Here is a 22,411-nt window from a genome sequence, read left to right on the forward strand (position 1 = left end):
TTTTCTATAATATTATTTCATTTGGTCAGAACATAAAAATCCGGTGCTTCATCAGCAAATAAAATCAAAGAGTCTTCTTTAAACTGATAAAAATCCGATGCAGCAGGATGTCCTTTATAAGGAGCAAAACCTGACCAGGTACACAAATAATTCAACTCTACTCCTTCAAAATATAAAATATTCAGTAGTTGTGAATACCATAAAGAGTCTCTAGTCTGCGTTCCAGTCTCAGTAATAGCAGACAGCTTATTATGTTCCTTGGCATATTTAGTCAGAATGCGAGATTTCAATACGACTAAACTTGTATCTCCACCATCCGGCCTAAAATCCCAATAATTATCCATACCTACTACATCCACATACTCATCTCCCGGATAGCGCTCCAAAAACTCCTTTTCAGTCGTAAATCCACAATCAGGAGAAAATGCATATAAAAAGTTATGTACTTGCAGAGAATCCCTTAAATAGGTGACAGTAAAACGGTAGAGTTCTTTGAACTCTTCTACTGTACAATGGTTCCTTCCCCACCAAAACCAATTTCCATCAAACTCATGCCAAGGTCGAAAAATAATAGGAATCAGTTCACCGGCATGATTCTTAGCATTATGGGCAAAGTCTGCAATAATCTTCAAATCGCTTTTAAATGTTTCATGACGTGATCCGCCAGGAAGAATATGTTTCACCACCTGCGTAGTATCATAGAAATTATTCCCCGTAACCGGATTATAGTAATGCCAGCAAAAAGTGAGCACATTTCCACGCTCATAAGCAGCATAAAATTTACTCTTAATATAATCCAGATTTTTCGTCTCCCAACTGACCGGATTCGTGAAATGCAGAAAATCAAAACTGGCCATGGCCGGATAAGCCCCTGTCACATCATAAGCATCACAACGATTCTGTTCATCACGCCAACGGCTGGTATCCGAATTAAATCCATCCATTTCATAATTGTGTTGCCCATATACTACATACTTTCCGGTCATTTGCTTCAGATTATGAAACAGAATAGCAGTTAAGTCGGTAGCGTGTTTATCCACTAAGCCCAATCTGGTATCTTCCAAAATCCGCTGACGAGAAGAGGTACATGCAGAAACTCCACATAGAGCAATCACTATATAAATATATACTCTTTTCATTTATAATCTATTTTAATGATTTCAGAAGCATTACTTTCCATATCATCACTGCTAACGGCCGTCACACGATAAAAGTAAGTTCCTTTCAAAGAAGTGCCGTCCAAATCTATCCCATTATCATAAAAAGAAGTTGTCTGTCCTCCTACAAATGTTATAAAGGAAGAAGCATCCGTTGCAAAATCAGAAGATTTACTACGATAAATCCGATACATATCCACATCAGGATTTTTTTCCCACTTTAACCGATTACTGGCAGTGAGTCTTACAACCGGAGAAGGTAATTTATTACTTCCACTGCCCGTCACAATAATTGTATGGAGTCGTGCAGGTGCGTCTGCCGGATACATAGCCACATTACGGGAATCAGAGGCAGTAATATAATATTCCATTCCTTGAATAGAAAACTCTTCAGCAGGAACAGTTACCGCAAAAGCAGCTCTTATTCTATGTTTAAACGGTATCTGCTTCCACTCTTTACAACCTATAGTACGATAATGAAGCACAGCAGAAAGATCTTCAACGGAACGATTATCAACCATAGACAGCTTTATGTTAACATCATGTCCCTGAGCAACCGAGGTCACTGGAGAAGGATTTACAATAACAGGAGCCTCATTATCGGCATCACCAGCTAAGCAATAATACGGAATACTAGGAAGACTTCTATTTCCATCCGTATCAATCACATATACTGTATAGGAGGCTTTTCCATTAAATGTATCGACATATTGATTAGCACTGATAGGTAGTGATGCAATTTCCTTACCATCCCGGCACACAACAAAAATGTCTGCTCCCGGTTCTTCATTACGCCATGTCACCAACGCTCCATTTTGCGTTCCTTTAGCAGTAACATGGGAAGGAGCTTTCACTCTTTGGTATTTACGTAATTTATTTATCTTCTCTACGTAATTCTGCTGTACAAAACGGTTCTGTGTACTCATAATATTTCCAAAAGATGAAATATCATCAATACGGTATAAGAAACTACGAGCCCAACTATCCATTTGACCCGGCAAATCAGTCCATTGGTATTTCTCAAACTCAGAATTTAGTGCAATATGGTGTTTAGCACCTGCAATACGTGCACGTAAATAAGATAAACGTTTCTTCTGCCCTAAATTAGTAACCACAGCTATGCAACTATCAATCGTATTTAATTGCTTTTCAGCCAATTTATTAGCCTGTGTTATATCGTTGAAAGGATGAAAACTAACATAAAGAGAATAAATTCCTTTATCTATTTTAACAGGAACAGTCAAGCTTTTCCATGTCTGCCACCCTTCTGTGTTTTTTACATCAATCGAAGCAATAATAGGTCCATCAAGCTTTCCTACCGAAATAGTAATAATACCTCCATTTGAAGCAGAAGCAACTCTGAGGGATATTAAAGAAACATCATCCTTAAAATGAACCTGATCATATTTCAACCAATCACCAGCCATTATATAACCTACACATTCTCCTCCCTCATCACTTGGCGCATTTTTTGTTCCTTTCTTTTCCTGAAAGTTTACTGCATCTATCTTCATAAGTTCACCATGTTTTCCGGCAAAGGATAACGACTGAATATTCATTAAAGGATAAGTATTTACAACCTCATTAAAACCCGGTGTCGCCTGACACTCTGCAAAATCTGTAGCAAATGGTTCATTTTGATTTATAATGGCAGTAATCGGTTTAGCAACAGACTCTCCATAATTTGTTTTAGCATAGTCTCCATAAACTTTTTCCGAAGAGTTCAATTCTTCAGCTTCATACCAAGGTGCTTTACTTATATACCACATTTTAGGAGAAACTGCATCCGTTAAACGCCAAGTTAAAGCATAAAATCCTTTCATATTCTCCGAAGCTTTCTCATAAGCATGAATTGTTTCTGATAAATCCACATTATAAGGATAATAATATTGTGAACTACTCCAATCTCTCTCTAACCATGGACATCCCCAATATTCACGCTCTCCATATATATTCCCCGGTTCAAATGCTGCGGAATAATAAGATATCGGAGCACAAATAACATCTTTCGGTAGACGAGCAACAGATTCCGCCGTCATTCCCCAACCTGATACAACAATGTGAGTTGACGGTGAAAGTCGCTTCATATCTTCATAAAAACCATCAAAAACTCTCTGCCATTTAGCATAGAAAACAGAATCTTTGCTTCCCTCTGATTGAAAACAGAACAAATAGTCCAAATATGGATATTGCTTGGCTAACTGTGCTGTTTGTGCAGCAATTACACCGCGTTCATCAGCAGACACTTGATATTCAGGAAGAATCACATCAATGTCAAGTCCTAATCCAATCTTTACTCCGCGCTGATGTGCATAATCTATCACCTTACGAAAAACGGTTTCACCTTTTTCTTTTATCTGACTATTAGTCAATGTCTCATTATGAAGTCCATAATCTGCTCCAAAATCATAATCATCATAAATTTCAGAAGCTCCAAAACAGTATTCATTAATATCCCATCCCGGACACAACCAACCATGTCCTGTTTTTACAGTCGGCATCCACCCTCTGGATAAATAGCCATTATATTCAAAATTATGAAAAGTTTCATTATGCCCGCAAAAACCATTATAATTATGAATCATAATAAAATTCATACGCATTTTTGCCGCTTGATCAATAACATACCTCCAATCATTCCAGGAATAAATAGTAGCTGATTGCGGGAAATTGGTCCATGGAAGAAATCCTCTAATACGCATTTGAGGAGTACGTACATCGTTTATCACAGGAAGGTGACCTCTCATTCTTTTTTCAGGCAAGATATCACCACTCATATAAAAACGCACTCCCAAATGATCCTCGAGTAAGCCATATACTCCATAAAGTAACCCGCAAGGATCTGTTCCGGCAATCAATAAAGTACGACGACCTGCATTCTTTACTGTTTGAAGTATATACCCTTGTTCTCCTGGCTTCTCTTTTAGCTTAAGTATACCTTTCTTTTGCCAATCATCCACTAATGGATTATCTAATGTGGTTAATATAAAATCTGATTTTAGATTTGCCGAGGCTGTCCTCTCGATATTCAAAAGTTTACCGGATAGCTGATAATAGTATCTCTGCAGTTCCGATGCTGCATAGTTTTCTAATGAAGTTCCACTACTTATTTGTAAAATCTGTGCTTGAACAGGTAGAACTAAAACAGCTATCAGGCAATATCCTAATAAATATTTCTTCCAATCTTTCATCATCTCTTCAATTTTGTTTCAAGATAAGACTTCAAATCATTGTATTCTCTCCATAAACGCTGGTTTAAAGAGCTTAACACACCTAATTCTCCACGAGAATGAATTCTTTGCATATAAGTCTCAAACATATCTTTCACCGGAGCCGCCATAAGGCTACGATAAGCCTCTTCATATTCTTCGAACGAACTGGCCGCAACGCCCTGTCTGTCATTCTTCTTAAGAATAAATGCAGGCATCATAGCTTTATCAACCTCTCCCAATAGCAATTCAAAACGGAACATTGCAATGAAACGTTGCAAATTATCTCGCTGGCTGCCCTCTGTTTTTTTCAGGACCTGTTCAGCAGTCCGAATCAAACTTTCCCGCAGTTTCACATTTTGATCATCCAATAATCCCCATTCAGGAGTGAAGGCATAAAATTCTGGTGAGGGGACATTCCATTGTATTTGTTTAATATCCATTTGTGCCAACAGAGGAGCCAATAGTTTTGCAGCCTTATTACCCATATCCTCAGTCAGATATTCTTCATATAACTGTTCTACAGTCTTGTTGTCTATCTTATTTGAAGCAAAATGAGCAAATGTTCTAAAATTAAAACGAGGCTCTTCCGTACGCCAGTGAATAGCAATCACCCCATCCAGATTCTGCTTTGCAGCAAGTTTCACATGATCACGCATCATTTCTACACGTGGTTGAAAATGCCAAAGCTGATGATCTCCCTCTAACCAAGGTACTGCCCACACAGTTCTGTTCTTAGCTATATCAGACAAGAATTCAGGCTGTGGACTTTTTCCTAAATCAGGATTTAAACAACTGAATATGATATCCTTTGGCAGAGCTCTGTCCAGTCCTTTCAATAAGGAAGGTAATTGATGACCGCCTCCCCATCCTCCAAGAATTACTTTTGCATTCGAACCTTTAGATTTCAAATAGTCCGATGTCAATTTCATATATTCAAGTGCCCAAACTCCGACAAAACGGGCTGCACTATCAGCTGCCTCTTTAAAATAACCTTGTCCGGCGTTATATGCTTCAGCAAAAGAAGCATTCTCCAAAGCTTTCTCTATATTCACTCCCATAAATGAGTGTTCATTCAACCATAACCAGACATAATCAATATCAGGATAGGTTTCCAAAACATTATCAAGTGCTGCATAATGTATCTCTATCGCTATCTGACTTTTTGGATTCGGAATCATGTTAGACTCCCCAGGCCAGTAAAAACAGTCGCCCGCTACATTCAAAGAAAAATATTCAGGAGGAATTACTCCAAATTCAAATCCCATTGCCATACGTATACCACGTTCATGAGCCATGCTCAAAACATCACGCATCAACGTCTGCGATTTCTCATAATGCTCTCGTGGAGTAGAAGAAGTTACAGAAGCATCACTACCAAAAGCCTCCGCACCTTCCGGCAAAGAAAATACACGGTCAGTACCGAAAGCATAATCTTTCACTTTCATGGGTAAATACCCCCAACGTGCAGTAAGAGAATTATCAAAACAAGCTTGAGGAAGAATATCCTTATATTCTATCTTGATCATCGGTTCCACATAAGTGGCATAACGTTCACCCCCACCGGTATAATTATGAAATCCAATAAAATTAATACCATATTGCTGACATTCGTCCAGATAATCCCGATAGTCTTCCAAATTCCAGCCCGTAGGACCTGAAAGAAAGTTATGCCAAGGAAGTACTCCTCTAATATTAAATTTCTCTTGTGCCAACAAACTGACAGGTAAACATAATAGAATAAATATATATTGGATTTTTCGTATCATCATTCAAGCTTTTTTAAAGGATAAAAGAGAGGTAGCTCGTTTTTCATAACTGCCTCTCTTTTGAAATTATACTCTCATCTGAAAAACTGTTCTTTTAACCTTATAAAAGGATATAGCCAGTACTTAGTCTTTAGGCACAATACGGAAATTGTCAAAACTGATATCGGTATCTTCTGCATAACTGTTACCCATGATCTGTAGAACACCATCGGCAGGAACACTTCCCTTCCACATTGTACCCAATTCAAGAGTTACTGTCTGCCACTCACCATTTGTATTTAAAGCAAGTCCTGAAGCAAAAGGTTCCCAGTCATAATTTATCTGAGAGAAATAGAAACGAATCTGACGCTTAGTCAAAGGCTTCAATGTATTCACTTCAAACTTCAGCAGGTAATTATTTTGATTGGCCAGTACTTCCGGGAAATACTCAACAGCAAGTTGTGAGATACCAGTCACTGAATTCCAGTCCCAATCATTTGCATCGCCTTTGGCTATATTGAAGCGGCAATATTGTCCGCTAATAGCTACCGGGGTAGGACCACTACTCAGATATTGTCCACCTCCCCATCCTGTAAATGGATCATAATCACATAGCATATTGCCCTTTTCTTTATATTTTCCAGGAACCATTACCTCTCCTACAACCGGGCTGACTATTTTAACTTTAGCACCAACTGCAGCATCAGTAGGAAGTTTGAAATATAAAGTATCCTGTACCGCTCTTACTATTTCCATCTCACGGTCACCAAAGTATAACTTACCCGATTCAGTAGTTATCTCATACAGATCAAAATAGTCTCCCACAATTTTCATCATTTCGCCTGCAGGAGTGAATTCATTATACATACCATCAATCCGCAAATCCGGGACAAAGACAGAAAGAGGCGTGGTTACCGTTGCGCTACCAGTTGACAAGGTTATCAGATTATTTACATTTTCAGGAATCACCCTCGGAATAGGAAATGTAATTTCATTGGATGTTATGTATGCCTCTAACATGTCTACCGGAACATCATTCACTAAAATAGATGTAACAGCATTCAACCCAGTACCTTGCACAATAATATATTGTGCAAGATTAGCTTTATCAATAGCTTCCTTACGGTCAGTCACCGTAGACACCTTTGCTATACTTAAGGGAGCAATCGCTTCATCATCATCAGAGCAAGATGAGAATGCACCACACCCTAATATCGCCAAAACTAATAAAGTATATTTTAATGTTTTCATTGTTTCTTCATTTAAGTTTATACAGAATACTCATTACCAACCCGGATTATTAGAGTCAATCTTATCATTGGCATTGACTTCACTAATAGGCAGCGGATAAAGCAAATTACGTTCCAAACGACGTTTAGTAACATTATGCTCATCCATATCAATAGCATTCATTACTCCCAAATAAATACCCCAGCGGAATAAATCGTACCGACGATCTGCTTCATACGCCAACTCGCGGGCACGTTCTTCAAGTACAGCAGAACGGAACTCATTCTGATTCATGCCAGAGAACAGAGTCGCATTTGCACGTGTACGGATTCTATTAACCTGATTATAAGCCTCAGCATCCGGTCCACCATTCAATTCATTCACAGCTTCCGCATAAATCAGCATAATATCCGGCAAACGAAGCAGTGGAAAATGGAAATCACTGTTCTTTTGTTTACGATCTGTCACAAATGTAAATTTAGTCAACTTTGCTAATGTCCAACCTTCGCCTTCCTGATATACTTCCGTACCATCAAATGCATTGCCTTCACTATCATAAACCTCTTTATTGGCTACTTTATCAGCATACCAACGTGGATAATAATTATAAATCACCTTTCCATTAGAAATACCACCAGAAGCATACCGGTGTATAACTCCGTCTACAGCACGCTTATCTTTCTCTTCAAAAAGTAAATACCAGTGGTCACGCATTCCATACCAGTTACCTTCCATCGTACCGTCTTCCTTAAAGATACCTACATAGTCCTGGCAAATCGTATTACCAAAATCAGCATCAGCACTTTTAGCCTGAGCCATCCAGATATGTTCCCCCTTATTACGGTTAGCAATGGACCACACATCCATATATTTATCAAACAAGGTATACTCCTGTATTACTTCCCATGCCTTATCACGTGCCAACTCATAATACTTTTTCGAATCAAAACTTTCATATCCGGCCACAGTTTGTGCAGTATGCGTAATTGCTTGTGGTTCCGGGTTAGAAGGTTTTCCACCTTTAACTACAATGGGTACTCCGGACATTGCTCCTGATGCCATTGTTGCATAAACTTTTGCTAATAGTGCTTTTGCTGCACCACTTGAAGCATGTCCTTCGATGAAACCTGCATCATTTTTAGAATACATATTCTCTGCCTGATCCAGTAGTTCAATAATATGTGCATAAACATCAGCTACGGAAGAACGAGCCTGATGCATATCTTCACCTTCTGATATAGATTTTCTGAAAATAGGTACCGGACCATAATTTCTGACCAGATTAAAATAAGCCCATGCTTTCAGGAAACATAATTGTCCTAAAGCATCTTCCTTACTTTCAGGGGTTAGATTGTTCATTGCAGTAATCTTAGAAGTAGCCAAATTAGCACGATGAATCAATGTATAACACCCTTGCCACATGTGGTCTATTCCCCAAAATCCCTGCGGATTACCAGCTCCCACATTACCAAATGCCCATGAAGCACCAGAAGCATAGTCACAATCCATATTCGTGAGATACAGATAAGAACCCGGAGCAATAAAATTGGTAATAATGGTATTGTAAGCTCCTGTTACAAGTTGTGAAGCAGCGCTTTCACTGTCTCCCAACTGCTCAGGAGAAACAAAATCGTATGCTTTCTCTTCCAACAGGTTGTCGCAAGAGCATGCAGCCACAGCCGCCCACAACAATATGACTGATTTTAATATAATCTTTTTCATAACTTTCTTTGAATTGAATTAAACGTTAGAATGTACATTGCAAACCGAATGAAAAAGTACGGCTGCTTGGATAAGAGAACATATCCACTCCACGACGTGAAGAATCGCTACCGAAAGAGTTTACATCCGGGTCAAACCAACTATAACCGGAGATTGTAAATACATTGCTTACAGAAACATATAGATTCACTGATTCTATCCCTTTAAATGAAGGTATCCATTTATAACCCAAATTAATATTTTTCATTCTGAGGTAAGATCCGTCTTCTACATAACGATCAGACAATTTCATAGTTCTACCATAACCAGCATAAGCTTTCGGCCATTTCGCAATCGCTCTGTTTTCTGGAGTCCACCGGGTATTATACATTTCTTGTGGAATATTACCGATACCGCTCATTGTTACTTCCATCAAGTTAGCATTGAAAATATCACCTCCCACACATCCTTGCAGGAAGAAACTCAAAGAGAAGTTCTTATAAGAGAAATTATGCGTCATACCAAATGTAAAATCAGGATTGGTATCTCCAATAATCTGGCGGTCAGCGTTTGTAATACCGGCTACACCATCAAGGTCCTTATATTTCACTTCACCAATCATAGCTTTACATACAGCATCCGATTCATTGGCATAGAAAGGATCTGATCTCACCTCTGCAATGTTATCATAGAATCCGTCTTCTACAAAACCATAAATTGTACCGATCGGCAATCCATTACGTTGCAAGAAAACATTATCAGCTTTACTCCATCCTTGTGCAAACTGGTCACCAGGAAGTCCACTAATCTTATTACGGTTGAAAGAGATATTTGCATCGAAATCCCAATTAAAATCCTTTGTTGCCACTGCATAGAACTTACCGGAGATTTCAAGCCCCTTATTGGTTACATTACCAAAGTTCGTAGTCATGTTAGAAAAGCCTGTACTTTGAGGAATCTGTATATTCTGCAACAAGTCTGATGTCTTCTTATAATAAAGATCAACTGTTAAGTTTACTCTGTTCTTAAAGAATCCCATATCCACACCCACATTATATTGGCTGGTTGTTTCCCATTTTAAATCCGGATTTGCCGGACCTCTCCAGGTTAGGTTGGCAAAACCACTGGCAAGCGCACCATTAATAGGATAATTGGCCACAGTCAAATAATCGCGTGTAGCATAAGCACCAATAGCCTGATTACCTGTCTGACCATAACTTGCACGTACTTTCAGGTTACTGAAGATATTCAGTCTCTTAATAAATTCTTCTTCCGAGGCACGCCATGCAATAGCACCTGATGCAAAGTTCGACCATTTATTACCAGGAGCAAACTTACTGGAACCATCGCGACGGAAAGAAGCAGTGAACAGATATTTGTTCATTAAACTATAATTGGCACGTCCCAGGAAAGAAACCAAAGAAGTCATGCCGCGCCCACTGGTCGGCTTACCCGGATTAACGGCTGCACTCATATCATAATCTTCTGTTATATCTTGCGGAAAACCGGTGGCAGTCATGGCTTTATTACCATAATCACCTTTTTCATAAGAGAAAGCAACCACTGCATTCAAAGAGTGATTCTTATTAAACTCTTTGTTATAAGTAGCCATTGTTTCGAGTACCAGATTCTTTGCCCAGTTATCAGCTTTAGAAGCATAGCCGTTCACCGGATCCTTACCCTCCACAGTCTCACGATTATAATACACATTACGTTCGTTTCCATTATAAGAGAAACCTACATTCTGACGGAGTTTTAAATCTTTAATCGGAGTTATCTCCAGATAAGAAGAAGAGAAGAATGTATTAGTAGTCAGTTCATCTTTTGCTGCACGCGTATAAACATACGGATTGGAAGAGAACCAATTCAACTGAGCATTATTCGTTTCATCATCCAAAGGAGCAGTAGCTGGATAAAACAAAGTTCCACGAATAATACCATCACTTACAGAGTTTGTCTTTGCCAACTTATTCAATGAATTGGTGAAGCTCATATTAGTTCCGATTTCAATCCACTCATGTACTTTACGAGCTACATTTGCACGGAATGTATAACGTTTATAACCAGAGTTGTTAATAATACCTTCCTGATCCAATATGTTACCGGAAATTGCATAGTACCCTTTATCACTGGAACCACTAACACTCAAGTTATATTCCTGAGAAAGAGCTGTTTCAAACACTTCATCCTGCCAATTCACACTTGGATACTTACCAGTTCTGTAATCGTCCGGTCCCGGAGAGTATACCGCTTCTCCTGTAGCCGGATCAACAGTGGATGTTCCCGGATAAGGTATTTTTTCATTTGCCCCATCATACTTATTAAACATCTCCGCAGCCTCATTACGATATTTAGCATACGTATAACCATCCAGCATATCCATCTTCTTCACCACTTTTGAGATTCCGAAATTAGCGCTGAAACTAATATTATCTTTGCCCTTAGCACCACGTTTTGTCGTAATCAGTACAACACCGTTGGCACCACGTGAGCCATAGATAGCAGTAGCAGAAGCATCTTTCAGGATTTCAATAGATTCAATATCTGCCGGATTGATGGCAGAAAGCGGATTGGTAGTTTGGAGCATACCATCTTTACCGGTTCCCGGAGTACCACTTGTTGTGAAAGGAATACCATCCACAATATAAAGCGGTTCTGTAGATGTAGAGAATGAGTTTGCACCACGGATCTGAATACTTACACCTGCTCCCGGAGCACCATCGTTCTGATTAACCTGTACACCGGCAATACGCCCCTGCAAGCTTTGATTGATACTGATCGGATTGGTTTTCATCAACTCATCACTCTTAATACTGGTGACCGATCCCGTTAAATCACTTTTCTTCATCGTACCGTAACCAACTACCACGACTTCATCAAGTAATTCCGTGTCCTCTGCCATTCTTACATTCAGAGTTCTCTGTCCAGGTTTCAAGGTTATCGTTTGTTCCTTATAACCTATACATGAGAAGACCAGCACATTTTTCCCTTTAGGAACATTCACGCTATACCGACCTTCCGTATCAGCAATGGAACCTACCCCGGCATCCTTAACCAACACATTGGCTCCAATCAATGGAGAACCATCGTTAGCATCAGTAATAGTACCGGTAACGATGGATTCCTGAGCCATCACATGACTACTCATTAAGAGCGCCATCAGAAACAACATAATGTTTTTCATATATAACACTGATTTAAAATAATAAATTCTTCAACACTGCAAATATAGCTGCCGTCTCTATGATAAACAAGTACAATTTTATCATTAACTAATACTATTTCGACACTATGCAATAAGTATCTGATCAGAAGGCATACCCCATTCAAACACGTTATATAAAACGAGTTGAAGAGTTTTTACCTAACATAGTTAAAAGTTAAATTAATACATTTCAAGAAAAGTATTCCTATATTATATTATCCCAATATAAGAATAAAAAAGCATCATATCACAGACTATAAACTATCCATTAAAACAATCTTTTCCCCTAAAAAAGCACCTATATCCTGACTCAACTAACCTTATTCTACCCTTATTTCAAAATTCCTATTTATTCCTTTAGATAGTCCTTCCTGACCACTTCCCACAAACAAGGAATATTTCCCCGGAAGCATCTTCCATATTCCTTCCTGCCATATAGAAAGCTGGCGGGGAGCAATTGTAAAAGTAACCGTTTTACTTTCACCCGGTTTCAGGTCCACTCTCGCAAAAGCCACCAATTTCTTTAACGGGAAAGTATAAACCGGAGTATTTTCACGGGAAATATATACCTGAACAACTTCTTCTCCTGCTACATCACTTATATTTTTAATTTCAATAGAACATTGCAAAGTACCATCCGGGCGAACCACATCATCACTTTGCAAATGTGTATACTCAAAGTTCGAATAACTTAAACCGTGTCCGAATCCGTAAAGAGGCTTACTTGACAAATATTGATAGGTACGCCCTTTCCAAATATCATAATCCAAAATATCCGGCAACTGCTCTTCCGATTCATAAATAGTCATCGGTAACTTACCCGACGGATTTTCTGAACCAAACAAAATGCCAGCCAAAGCCTTACCTCCCTCTTGTCCCGGATACCAAGCTTGAAGAATAGCAGGGACATTTTCTGCAGCCCATTTTGAAGTTAACGGATTTCCCGTGTGGAGTATCAAGGCAGTACGAGGATTCACTTTATAGATTTCTTTTAGCAGCAATTCCTGTGTCATAGGTAAATAAATGGAAGGCAGGTCACGATTTTCACGAGCCAACTTTTCATCATTCCCCAAAGCAACCAATACTAAATCCGCCCCGGATACAAATTCTTTCACCTTATCTATTTGATCTGAATTTCCAAAATCAGAAACCAACATACAAGCAGCAGCCCCCGTCTTATTTATATATTCTATTTTAACTGGCATTTTTCGGCCTGCCTCAAACGGAGCTTCTACAGAATAAAACTGTAAACCACGAGCATTCCATTTATCCAAAACTAAACGATCATTCAACCAAATACGCACTCCACCATCCGCATACATACCAATAGTATGTTTGCCACTTACCGGAGCTTTCAGATATCCACTCCATCTGACAGAATAATTATTTTTAGTTAAGCGTTCATCCGGCGTACCATCTCCCCAGTCAAAACCCACAGTCTTATCAATTCTTGAAAACAAAGGGATATTACTCAGATTGTGCCCACTTATATAGTCAGCAGTAAGTCCCTGGCTCACCCCATCAGAAGCTACCAAATACTCCGAACCAACCGGAGAAATCACGGAAGTGCCTTCCATGTATGAAACCTTCACTTTTTTACCTACTAAATCTTTAACACCCTGAAGCAAAGAAACGTTATGAACAGGTTTCCCACTATATCCGCCCAGATAATTATTATCAGCAAATGGACCGACGATAGCTACAGAACGTATCTTCTTCTTATCTACAGGCAAGAAATCATTGTCATTCTTTAAAAGTACGATGGATTTAACCGCAGCTTCATAAGCTAGCTTCCCAAATTTTTCTCCTGCAAGTAACTTTTTATCATAATGATTATAGGGAACAAGTTCAATAGGGTCGAATTCACCTAATTTAAAACGTGCTGTTAATACGCGAGTCAAAGCCTTATCAATAGCTTGTTCTGAAACCAATCCCATCTTTACAGCTGCTACCAGTTTCTCGCGATAGGTTCCCCCACATTCCAAATCACAACCACTATTGATACCTAAAGCAGCAGCTTCCTCCAATGAGTTTACAACCCGGTGCTGCCAGTTCATGACTCCAATAGCTCCACAATCAGAAACAACAAATCCGTCAAATCCCCACTCTTTTCTCAGAACATCTCCTAAAAGCCAGGTTGAGCCACTCGGAGCCACTCCGTTAAAGGCATTATAAGCAGTCATTACAGATTGCGCATCCGCTTCCTTTACGCATGCCTCATAAGCCGGAAAATAATATTCATACAACTGCTTGGTGGGTATCTGTGAAGAACTGGAGAAACGGTCATTTTCTTGGTTATTGGCAACAAAATGTTTTATTGTAGCGACCGTCTTCAGATAATCGGGATGATCTCCCTGTAATCCCTTCACAAAAGCTACTCCCAAGCGGGAAGTTAAATAAGGGTCCTCACCATAAGTTTCCTCATTCCGTCCCCAGCGGGGATCACGAGCCATATTAATAGTAGGAGACCAATAAGTAAGCCCCTTTCCTATTTCCAAATATTTCAGGCGAGCCTCTGTAGAGATGGCAGAAGCTACTTTCTTAATTAATAATGTATCCCAGGTAGAAGCCAGATTAATAGCTTGTGGAAACACAGTCACTTCACCCGCACGAGCCACTCCATGCAGGCATTCATTCCAATAATTATATGAGGGGAGATTCAGGCGCGGTATGCTATCTGTTTCATTAGAAAGCTGAGCCACCTTTTCTTCAAGTGTCATCTTGCTGATGAGATTCTCTACACGTGCAGATATAGGTTGAGATAAATTGCCAATAATTCGCTCCTTCACTCCACGCACTTCCACTTTTCCACTTGCATTGAAAGCCGGACAGTCATCACATCCACCATTGTCCTGGGCCTTCAATGAAATATTTGCTAATATAAATGCTCCAACTAATAAAGACTTTCTCGCTTGCATATTTTCCAATAGATTAGAATATGTTTTTCTATTTGCAAATGTAGCGATATCCTAATACTCCAACTGATATTATTTTATCCTTTCATTGTACAATTCTTCGTTGAGTAGGGAAATACCTCTTTTAAGAGTAAGACAAACGATATGCCAAATACTAAAAGTTCAAAATCAGATCACTATCTTCTTCTTTCTATAATTCTCCCGGAACTCTTTCGGCGAACAATCCTTCTTCCGTTTAAATATCCGGTTGAAATTGGACAAGTTATTAAAACCACAGTCATAACATATCTCAGCAATCGTATGTGCAGAGTCCACCAGCAAACGTGTAGCAAAGCCAAGACGGATATCAATGATATAATCAGAAAGTGTCTTCCCCGTACGCAACCGGAAAAAACGGCTGAATGAAACAGGTGTCATACCCACCATATCCGCCAAAGTATTCAAGCGAATATCCTCCTGATAATGATCGGCAATATACTTCTGCACTCTTTGCACGCGACGACTATCTGAGAAAGTTTCTATTTTAGCAAAAGAAGAACTGGACAATACTTTCGCATCATCATATTGCGATAGCTCATAAAGTATTCTCAAGAAATGCATCACTGCATAAAAACCTTGTTCCTCCGAAGCCAGTCGATCCAACCAATTATATACTTTCATAATGGCCTGCATAGGGAAACTAATGCCGCACTGAGCTTTCTCCAGCATACAACGAATACTATCGAACTGGTTCTTATTCATAAAGTTCTTGAAAAACAAGTCGGGCGAGAACTGAATTGTAATCTCACGGATTTCTTTAGAGTCACATTCATGCTGTTCCCACACATGTTCCAACTCTTTGCCGGTTATCAACACCAGATCATAATCTCCGATAACTTCGGCGGAATCTCCTACCACACGGCGGACACCGGCCGCATGCTCTGTAAAGTTGAGTTCAAACTCAGCATGACAATGAATAGGATAAGTAAATTCTGTCTTACGACGATCGGCAATATAAAAACAATCGCGATCGGACAAGGGAGTAATTTCCCTCATAATGTAATTTGAGCTTTCCATATTGACTGGTTAAAAAAGTATCATATTGCAAATATAATCATTCTTTATTAATACAATAATTAATAAGCCTGATTTTATTTACAATCTTCACAACGCTCCTATTCCGACATCTTTCACTAAGAAATCCTCTGTACTTTGCTATACTTTTCGACAGTACAATCTGTTCTTTTCCGATAAAATCACTTACTTTTGTATTCTCACTTAAACTTAATAGCAATGATAAACCCCATTTACTCTCCCGACAGCAGTCGGTACGACAACGGTATGAAGTATCGCCGTTGTGGACGAAGCGGCATATTGCTGCCCGAAATATCATTAGGTTTGTGGCACAACTTCGGCGACGTCAATACTTTCGCTAATTCACAGGCAATGGCACACTACGCTTTCGACAAAGGGATTACCCATTTCGACCTTGCCAACAACTACGGTCCATCCTACGGTTCGGCAGAAGAAACTTTCGGAATGATCATGAAGAAATCGTTCATGCCTTATCGTGACGAACTGTTCATTTCCACGAAAGCAGGACATGATATGTGGCCCGGTCCTTACGGCGAATGGGGATCCAGAAAATACTTGATGACCAGCCTTAATCAGAGCCTGCGACGCATGAATCTGGATTATGTAGACATCTTCTACTCGCACCGCTATGACCCGGAAACTCCGTTGGAAGAGACTCTGCAAGCCCTCGTAGATATTGTGCGGCAAGGCAAGGCCCTGTACGTCGGTATCTCAAAATATCCGAAAGCAGCAGCCGAATTTGCCTACCGTTACCTGGCAGAAAGAGATGTGCATTGCCTGCTTTATCAGGGAAGATATAACATTTTTAACCGCGAACCGGAAGAAGAAGGTATCCTGCAACAAGCTAAGGAAAACGGTACAGGCTTCATTGCTTTCTCTCCTCTGGCACAAGGTCTATTGACAAACCGTTACCTGAACGGTATTCCCGAAGACTCACGCATTGCCAAAGGTGGGTTCCTGAAAAAAGAGGCATTGACTGACGAAACGCTGAAGAAGATAAAAGCCCTGAACGAAGTTGCCACGCAACGCGGACAAACTCTTGCTGAAATGGCTCTGGCATGGTTACTGAAAGATGACATGGTTACCTCAGTCATTATCGGAGCAAGCTCTGTAGCACAGTTGGATGACAATCTGCAAAGCATCAAAAATACGAAATTCACAGCAGAAGAATTAGAAAAGATCAATCAGATAGATAGTCTGAAATAAACTGATAATAAGGACTTGTTTTATCGGCTGCAGGCAGGTAAATCAGTTCCTTTTAAGAGTAACGAGCGTTTCCACGAAAGGGAACGCTCGTGAAATTACAATTCCTACGTGAAAAAACAGGCGTTCCCACAGGCAGGAAACTCCAGAACATTAATTTCCAATAAGATACGAACCAGTATTCTATCCCAAAAGCTCACTTTTTTAAGACTTTCTTCACCAAGAATACAATTTTAACACACCCCTTTCTGAACCTTTTATTTTTTATCTTGTTCATGTACCAAAAGCCTGAGGTACCAGGGCAGGATTTTTTATATATAACCTAAACATTATAAAAGTATGAAGAAATTAATTCCCCTATTATTGGTGGTCTTAACTTTCGCAGCCTGCGAAAAAGACCCTGACACGGATAAGCTGGACAACAAATATCTGGTTTATACTAATTATGACTCGAAAGCCGATTTCAAAGCTTTCCAAACGTACTACATGCCGGACAGCATTCTTGTCATCGGCGATAAGAAAGAAGCCGAATATTGGAAAGATGAAAGCGCTCAGGAAATTCTGCAAGCCTATGCTACCAATATGAATAACCGTGGCTTTGTCCGCGTAGACGACCGTGAAGAAGCCAATCTCGGTTTACAGGTCAGCTACATCAAGAGCACTTACTATTTTAATGACTACGGACGTCCCGAATGGTGGTGGAACTATCCAGGTTACTGGGATGCACCTTACTGGGGTAACTGGGGCGGATGGTACTATCCGTATGCTGTGACTTATACTTATAGCACGGGGTCATTCATTACCGAGCTCCTAAATCTGGAAGCCACACAAGGCGAAAAAGAAAAGCTGCCCGTACTCTGGACAAGCTATATGAGCGGATTGCTTAGCGGTTCCACATCTGTAAATACCAAACTGGCTGTTGAAGGCGTAAACCAAGCTTATGCTCAATCTTCATATCTGACTAATAAATAATTAGCAGTAAGTAGTTAAGTCGTTTAAAACAATAACAAGTATGAAAACAATAAAATATATTTCTATGAGAGTACTGGCGATCGCCGCTCTGGCTCTCGTCTTCGCCATGCCGGCAAAGGCACAATTGACCGATAACGGTTATGCCAATATCGATTGGCAATTCAACTTCCCCCTGAGCAACCATTTCGCTGATAAAGCCAGCGGATGGGGTATGAGCTTCGAAGGTGGTTACTACGTCACTCCAAACTTTGCTCTCGGTGCTTTCCTGGCTTATCATAGCAATCACGAATACTTCGGACGCCAAACACTTCCGGTAGGTGAAGGCGGTAGCATCAATACCGACCAACAGCATACATTGTTCCAGTTACCTTTCGGTCTGGCAGGTCGTTATACTTTCGACCGCGGTAGCGCTTTCCAACCTTACGTTGGTGTGAAGGTAGGTCCTCAATACGCTGAAATGAAATCAACTTTCAATGTTTATGAAGCAAACAAGAGTACCTGGGGCTTCTATGTATCACCGGAAATTGGTCTCAACATTTACCCATGGGCTTATGGTCCGGGGTTGCACATTGCCGCTTACTATAGCTATGGCACGAACAAGGGCGACCTGTTCACTTATAGTGTAGACGGTTTAAGCAATTTCGGTCTGCGTCTGGGTATTGCATTCTAACATAATTTGCATTGCAACACAGATAAGTTTGACTGGTATTAATTGATTGTTTCAAGACGTGAAAAAGGGAATAACCGGCCGCGTGAGCGGGGGGCTATTCCCTTCTTCTATATATAGCTATTTTAACGCCTGATACACCACCTCCTGTATTCGTGTACGGATATCCATCTTCATCAGCTTCGTATTCCATACATCCGGATAGATACGATTGCAAAGGAAAACGTAAACCAGCCCATTCGTCGGATCAACCCAGGCACAAGTTCCTGTAAATCCGGTATGCCCATAAACAGTGGCAGGCGTAGCCGTAGCACAAGGACTCTTTGCCAGATTCTGCCGGTCAGGTTTATCGAATCCCAGACCACGACGACTGATGCGAGATACAGTAGTAGTAAATACACGACAAGTTTCCGGACTCAAATAACGCTTACCATCCAACTCTCCCCCATTCAACAACATTTGATAAATTTGAGCCACTTCCGTTGCATTGGAGAATAGACCGGCATTCCCTGATACACCGCCTTGGAAAGCTGCCGACTCATCATGCACGAAGCCCTGAAGAACCGTCTTCCGCAAGAATGGATCCACCGAAGAAGGTATGATTTCCGCTTTCGGTATAGGAGTATGCTTACCAGATACAATGCCTGCATATGCTGTTCCTGCCGTAGCTGCACCCTTCAATGGCAAATACCCCGTACGTTTCAACCCCATCGGAGCATAAAACTCCTGCTCCAAAAAAGCATCCATCGACATGCCCGTACGCGCCTCAACCAATTGCTGCAACAGGATGAAACCTACACAGCTATACCGATAACGGCGATCGCGCAACGGTGCCTTCACAATCGTTTGTTGATAGATTTCTCTAAAGGAACGATTCAGCCATAAGCTATCGGCAACTTGTAAGGTATGCTCTGCCGTCCGCACTTTAGAAGTCAACCCTTTCTGGAACTTAAATTTCGGATTAGCCCAGGTACGAACCCCTATCTGTACAGAATGTGCAGCATCCGGTTTTGCTTTGAAAAGAGTTCCTGCATAGCTTTCTTTATCGATAGCTTCCTGATAAAACAACAATGTGGAAGGTAATCCGGATTCATGCAACAACAACTGGCGGACTGTGATATCTTTTTTATCCGTATCTTGCAACCAAGGCAGATAGTCTGACACACGATCGGTAAGATTCAAACGTCCTTTATCATACAGCTTCATAACAGCGAGCAATGTTGCCGTAGTCTTTGTCAGCGAAGCCAGATCATAAACATCCGTCGGAGATACCGGTAAAGTAGCGCCGGGGATATTGGTCGTAGAGAATTTTTTGACAGAAGCACCCGTAGCACCCAGCCAAGTATGTGTTCCGAAAGCTTTATTATACATTTCCTTTCCGTCTTTCAATATCACAATCTGACAACCGGGATAAGCTCCTTCTTTAATGCCTTCTTTCGCTATTTCATCAATGCGAGTCAACAGACGGGAGTTCATACCATGTTCATCAGGCACAAAGTGAAGCGGTGTTTTCGGAGTAATGGTCCGTCCATCTCCCGTAGTAAACAAGTCACTGATACTTGCCGACAGGCGTCCGTTTGCCGTTGCATCGGCATATAGTATTCTGGCTACCTGACACTGTACATCATCATTCGATGAATGTGCAAGTACTACAGCATTAGCAGCCGATACCGCACGGCGTATCTGCAACATTTGCTTACCGGGTATAAAAAGCAGATAAGCTGTTGGAATATCAGGAACAAATTCCCCAAAGAAGGCCTGATAAGGCGCCAAGCGATGTTCCGTCACACAAACAAGGATACGTTTATACTGTGACAGTGAATCACGCAACTGCTTACGTGCAGCCACCGGTAGCTCTTTTTTCAATTGAAAAACGGCAGGTACTCCTTTTGAACCAACAGGATTAATAAATCCGGAAAGCTCCTTCAGGAACGGTTGTATTTCTTTTGCATCACCTACATTGAGCACAGCCACTTCCCGGGTATCTACATCCAACGGAAGCACATCGTTTTTATTCTTCAATACGGTAATCGCCTCCTGGTTCAGGCGCCGTATCAAATCACGAGTGTGCGCCGTATTAATACGATTACTTAACCCCGAAAGGCGAACAAAAGGTTTCTTTGATAGGCCGAGAGCATATTTATAAGTAAGTACCTTCCGGCACTTTGCTTCAATCTCCGCTTCCGTCAGTTCACCGTTTTTCACGGCATCCAGTATAGCATCTACTTCTTCCTTAATCCGTCGGGGCACAAGCAGCAAATCATGCCCTGCTTTCAAAGCTTGCAGGCAAATACTCGTGTTATTGGCAGAAACACCTTTCATAGCCAATGCATCCGTAAATACCAGCCCCTGAAACTTCATCTCTTGTGTCAGCAAATCATGCACTACACTACGGGAAAGTGAAGAAGGCACCCCTCGTTTCGATTCAAGTATCGGCACCTCCAAATGTCCCACCATCATACCGGATAGCCCGGCCTGAATGGCTTTCTTAAACGGATATAACTCCACGCTATCCAAACGTGCACGAGAAAATGTCAACTTCGGCAACGAATGATGCGAGTCCACATCCGTATCACCATGACCTGGAAAATGCTTGCTCACGGAAAGTACGCCACCTTCTTCCAGTCCACGGGCATAGGCTATTACTTTATCGGCCACATTAGCAGGACTTTCTCCAAACGAACGGGTATTGATAACCGGGTTCTTCGGGTTGATATTCACATCCGCCACCGGAGCAAAGTTAACCTGCACACCAAGTTCCCGACATTGCCGGGCCATCTCGCGACCATATTCATAAAGCAGACTGTCGTTTTGTATGCAGCCCAGAATCATATTTCGGGGAAATACTGGTGTACCTCGCAAGCGCATGGAAAGTCCCCATTCGCCGTCAAAGGTTATCATCAACGGAACATCTGCCATCTTCTGTGCTTCATTGGTCAGTATCGCCTGGTTTTCCATCAATCCACCGGAAAAAAGCAGGCCGCCCACTTTGTAGCCATCCACAACTTTACGTAGCAAATCCCGGTTTGCCTTATCTTGCTGAGGAGCAATAGTATAAATGAATAATTGTCCGATACGTTCTCTCAGATTCATCCTGTTGAGTACCGAATCCACCCACTGCCGACATCGTTCATCATTGGAAACAGATCGTATCATAATAGGTTCAACAGAAGGTACAGGAGATTGTGGCACCGGCAGATGATGCGCCTGAGCATCAAAGCGGAGACAACAACTGTATATCATCAAAAAGAATAGGAATAGTTTTTTCATCATCATTTATGCATTAAGGCTACCAAAGTTATAGTATTTCGAACACAAAGACACGGAAAA

At 40.8% G+C, this 22,411-nt stretch carries 12 protein-coding genes; 3 read left to right on the forward strand and 9 right to left on the reverse strand.

Annotated elements, in window-relative coordinates; translation table 11 throughout:
* Nucleotides 1–17 precede the first annotated feature (17 nt).
* The 8 genes from BACINT_RS02500 to BACINT_RS02535 all read right to left on the reverse strand — a co-directional run bounded on the left by BACINT_RS02500 (nucleotide 18) and on the right by BACINT_RS02535 (nucleotide 16,221).
* Nucleotides 18–1,139 (reverse strand): glycoside hydrolase family 26 protein, encoded by a 1,122-nt coding sequence (locus BACINT_RS02500; protein ID WP_007660325.1) that lies wholly within the window; start codon nucleotides 1,137–1,139, stop codon nucleotides 18–20.
* A complete protein-coding gene (locus BACINT_RS02505; protein ID WP_007660326.1) occupies nucleotides 1,136–4,351 on the reverse strand; it encodes a carbohydrate-binding protein in 3,216 nt (1,071 codons plus the stop codon). Before BACINT_RS02505 ends, BACINT_RS02500 begins: the two co-directional genes overlap by 4 nt.
* A complete protein-coding gene (locus BACINT_RS02510) occupies nucleotides 4,348–6,138 on the reverse strand; it encodes a hypothetical protein (RefSeq protein WP_007660327.1) in 1,791 nt (596 codons plus the stop codon). Before BACINT_RS02510 ends, BACINT_RS02505 begins: the two co-directional genes overlap by 4 nt.
* A gap of 120 nt (nucleotides 6,139–6,258) precedes the next feature.
* Entirely contained in the window at nucleotides 6,259–7,365 is a 1,107-nt protein-coding gene (locus BACINT_RS02515) for a glycan-binding surface protein (protein ID WP_007660328.1), read from the reverse strand.
* Between the two features lie 33 nt (nucleotides 7,366–7,398).
* Nucleotides 7,399–9,066, reverse strand: a complete 1,668-nt coding sequence (locus BACINT_RS02520; protein WP_007660329.1) for a RagB/SusD family nutrient uptake outer membrane protein — start codon at nucleotides 9,064–9,066, stop codon at nucleotides 7,399–7,401.
* A gap of 25 nt (nucleotides 9,067–9,091) precedes the next feature.
* Nucleotides 9,092–12,229, reverse strand: coding sequence for a SusC/RagA family TonB-linked outer membrane protein (locus BACINT_RS02525; protein WP_007660330.1), 3,138 nt, complete (start codon nucleotides 12,227–12,229; stop codon nucleotides 9,092–9,094).
* Nucleotides 12,230–12,570: 341 nt separating this feature from the next.
* Nucleotides 12,571–15,168 (reverse strand): beta-glucosidase, encoded by a 2,598-nt coding sequence (locus BACINT_RS02530; RefSeq protein WP_007660331.1) that lies wholly within the window; start codon nucleotides 15,166–15,168, stop codon nucleotides 12,571–12,573.
* A gap of 165 nt (nucleotides 15,169–15,333) precedes the next feature.
* Nucleotides 15,334–16,221 carry a helix-turn-helix domain-containing protein gene (locus BACINT_RS02535; RefSeq protein WP_007660335.1) on the reverse strand — a complete coding sequence of 296 codons (888 nt, stop codon included), beginning with the start codon at nucleotides 16,219–16,221 and terminating at the stop codon, nucleotides 15,334–15,336.
* Between the two features lie 216 nt (nucleotides 16,222–16,437).
* Between BACINT_RS02535 and BACINT_RS02540 the strand changes: the two genes are divergently transcribed.
* The 3 genes from BACINT_RS02540 to BACINT_RS02550 all read left to right on the forward strand — a co-directional run bounded on the left by BACINT_RS02540 (nucleotide 16,438) and on the right by BACINT_RS02550 (nucleotide 19,084).
* Nucleotides 16,438–17,445, forward strand: a complete 1,008-nt coding sequence (locus BACINT_RS02540) for an aldo/keto reductase (RefSeq protein ID WP_021967920.1) — start codon at nucleotides 16,438–16,440, stop codon at nucleotides 17,443–17,445.
* 336 nt (nucleotides 17,446–17,781) lie between these two features.
* The gene (locus BACINT_RS02545) at nucleotides 17,782–18,414 is read left to right on the forward strand and encodes a DUF4136 domain-containing protein (RefSeq protein WP_007660340.1); all 633 of its coding nucleotides are present in this window, start codon (nucleotides 17,782–17,784) and stop codon (nucleotides 18,412–18,414) included.
* 40 nt (nucleotides 18,415–18,454) lie between these two features.
* Nucleotides 18,455–19,084: a porin family protein gene (locus BACINT_RS02550; RefSeq protein WP_007660341.1), complete on the forward strand. Its 630-nt coding sequence runs from the start codon at nucleotides 18,455–18,457 to the stop codon at nucleotides 19,082–19,084.
* Between the two features lie 117 nt (nucleotides 19,085–19,201).
* On the opposite strand, the gene BACINT_RS02555 is transcribed toward BACINT_RS02550, so the two are convergent.
* Complete coding sequence (locus BACINT_RS02555; protein WP_021967919.1) at nucleotides 19,202–22,351, reverse strand: glycoside hydrolase family 3 N-terminal domain-containing protein; 3,150 nt, start codon at nucleotides 22,349–22,351, stop codon at nucleotides 19,202–19,204.
* Nucleotides 22,352–22,411: the final 60 nt, after the last annotated feature.

It is taken from the genome of Bacteroides intestinalis DSM 17393, from assembly GCF_000172175.1.
Classification (GTDB): domain Bacteria; phylum Bacteroidota; class Bacteroidia; order Bacteroidales; family Bacteroidaceae; genus Bacteroides; species Bacteroides intestinalis.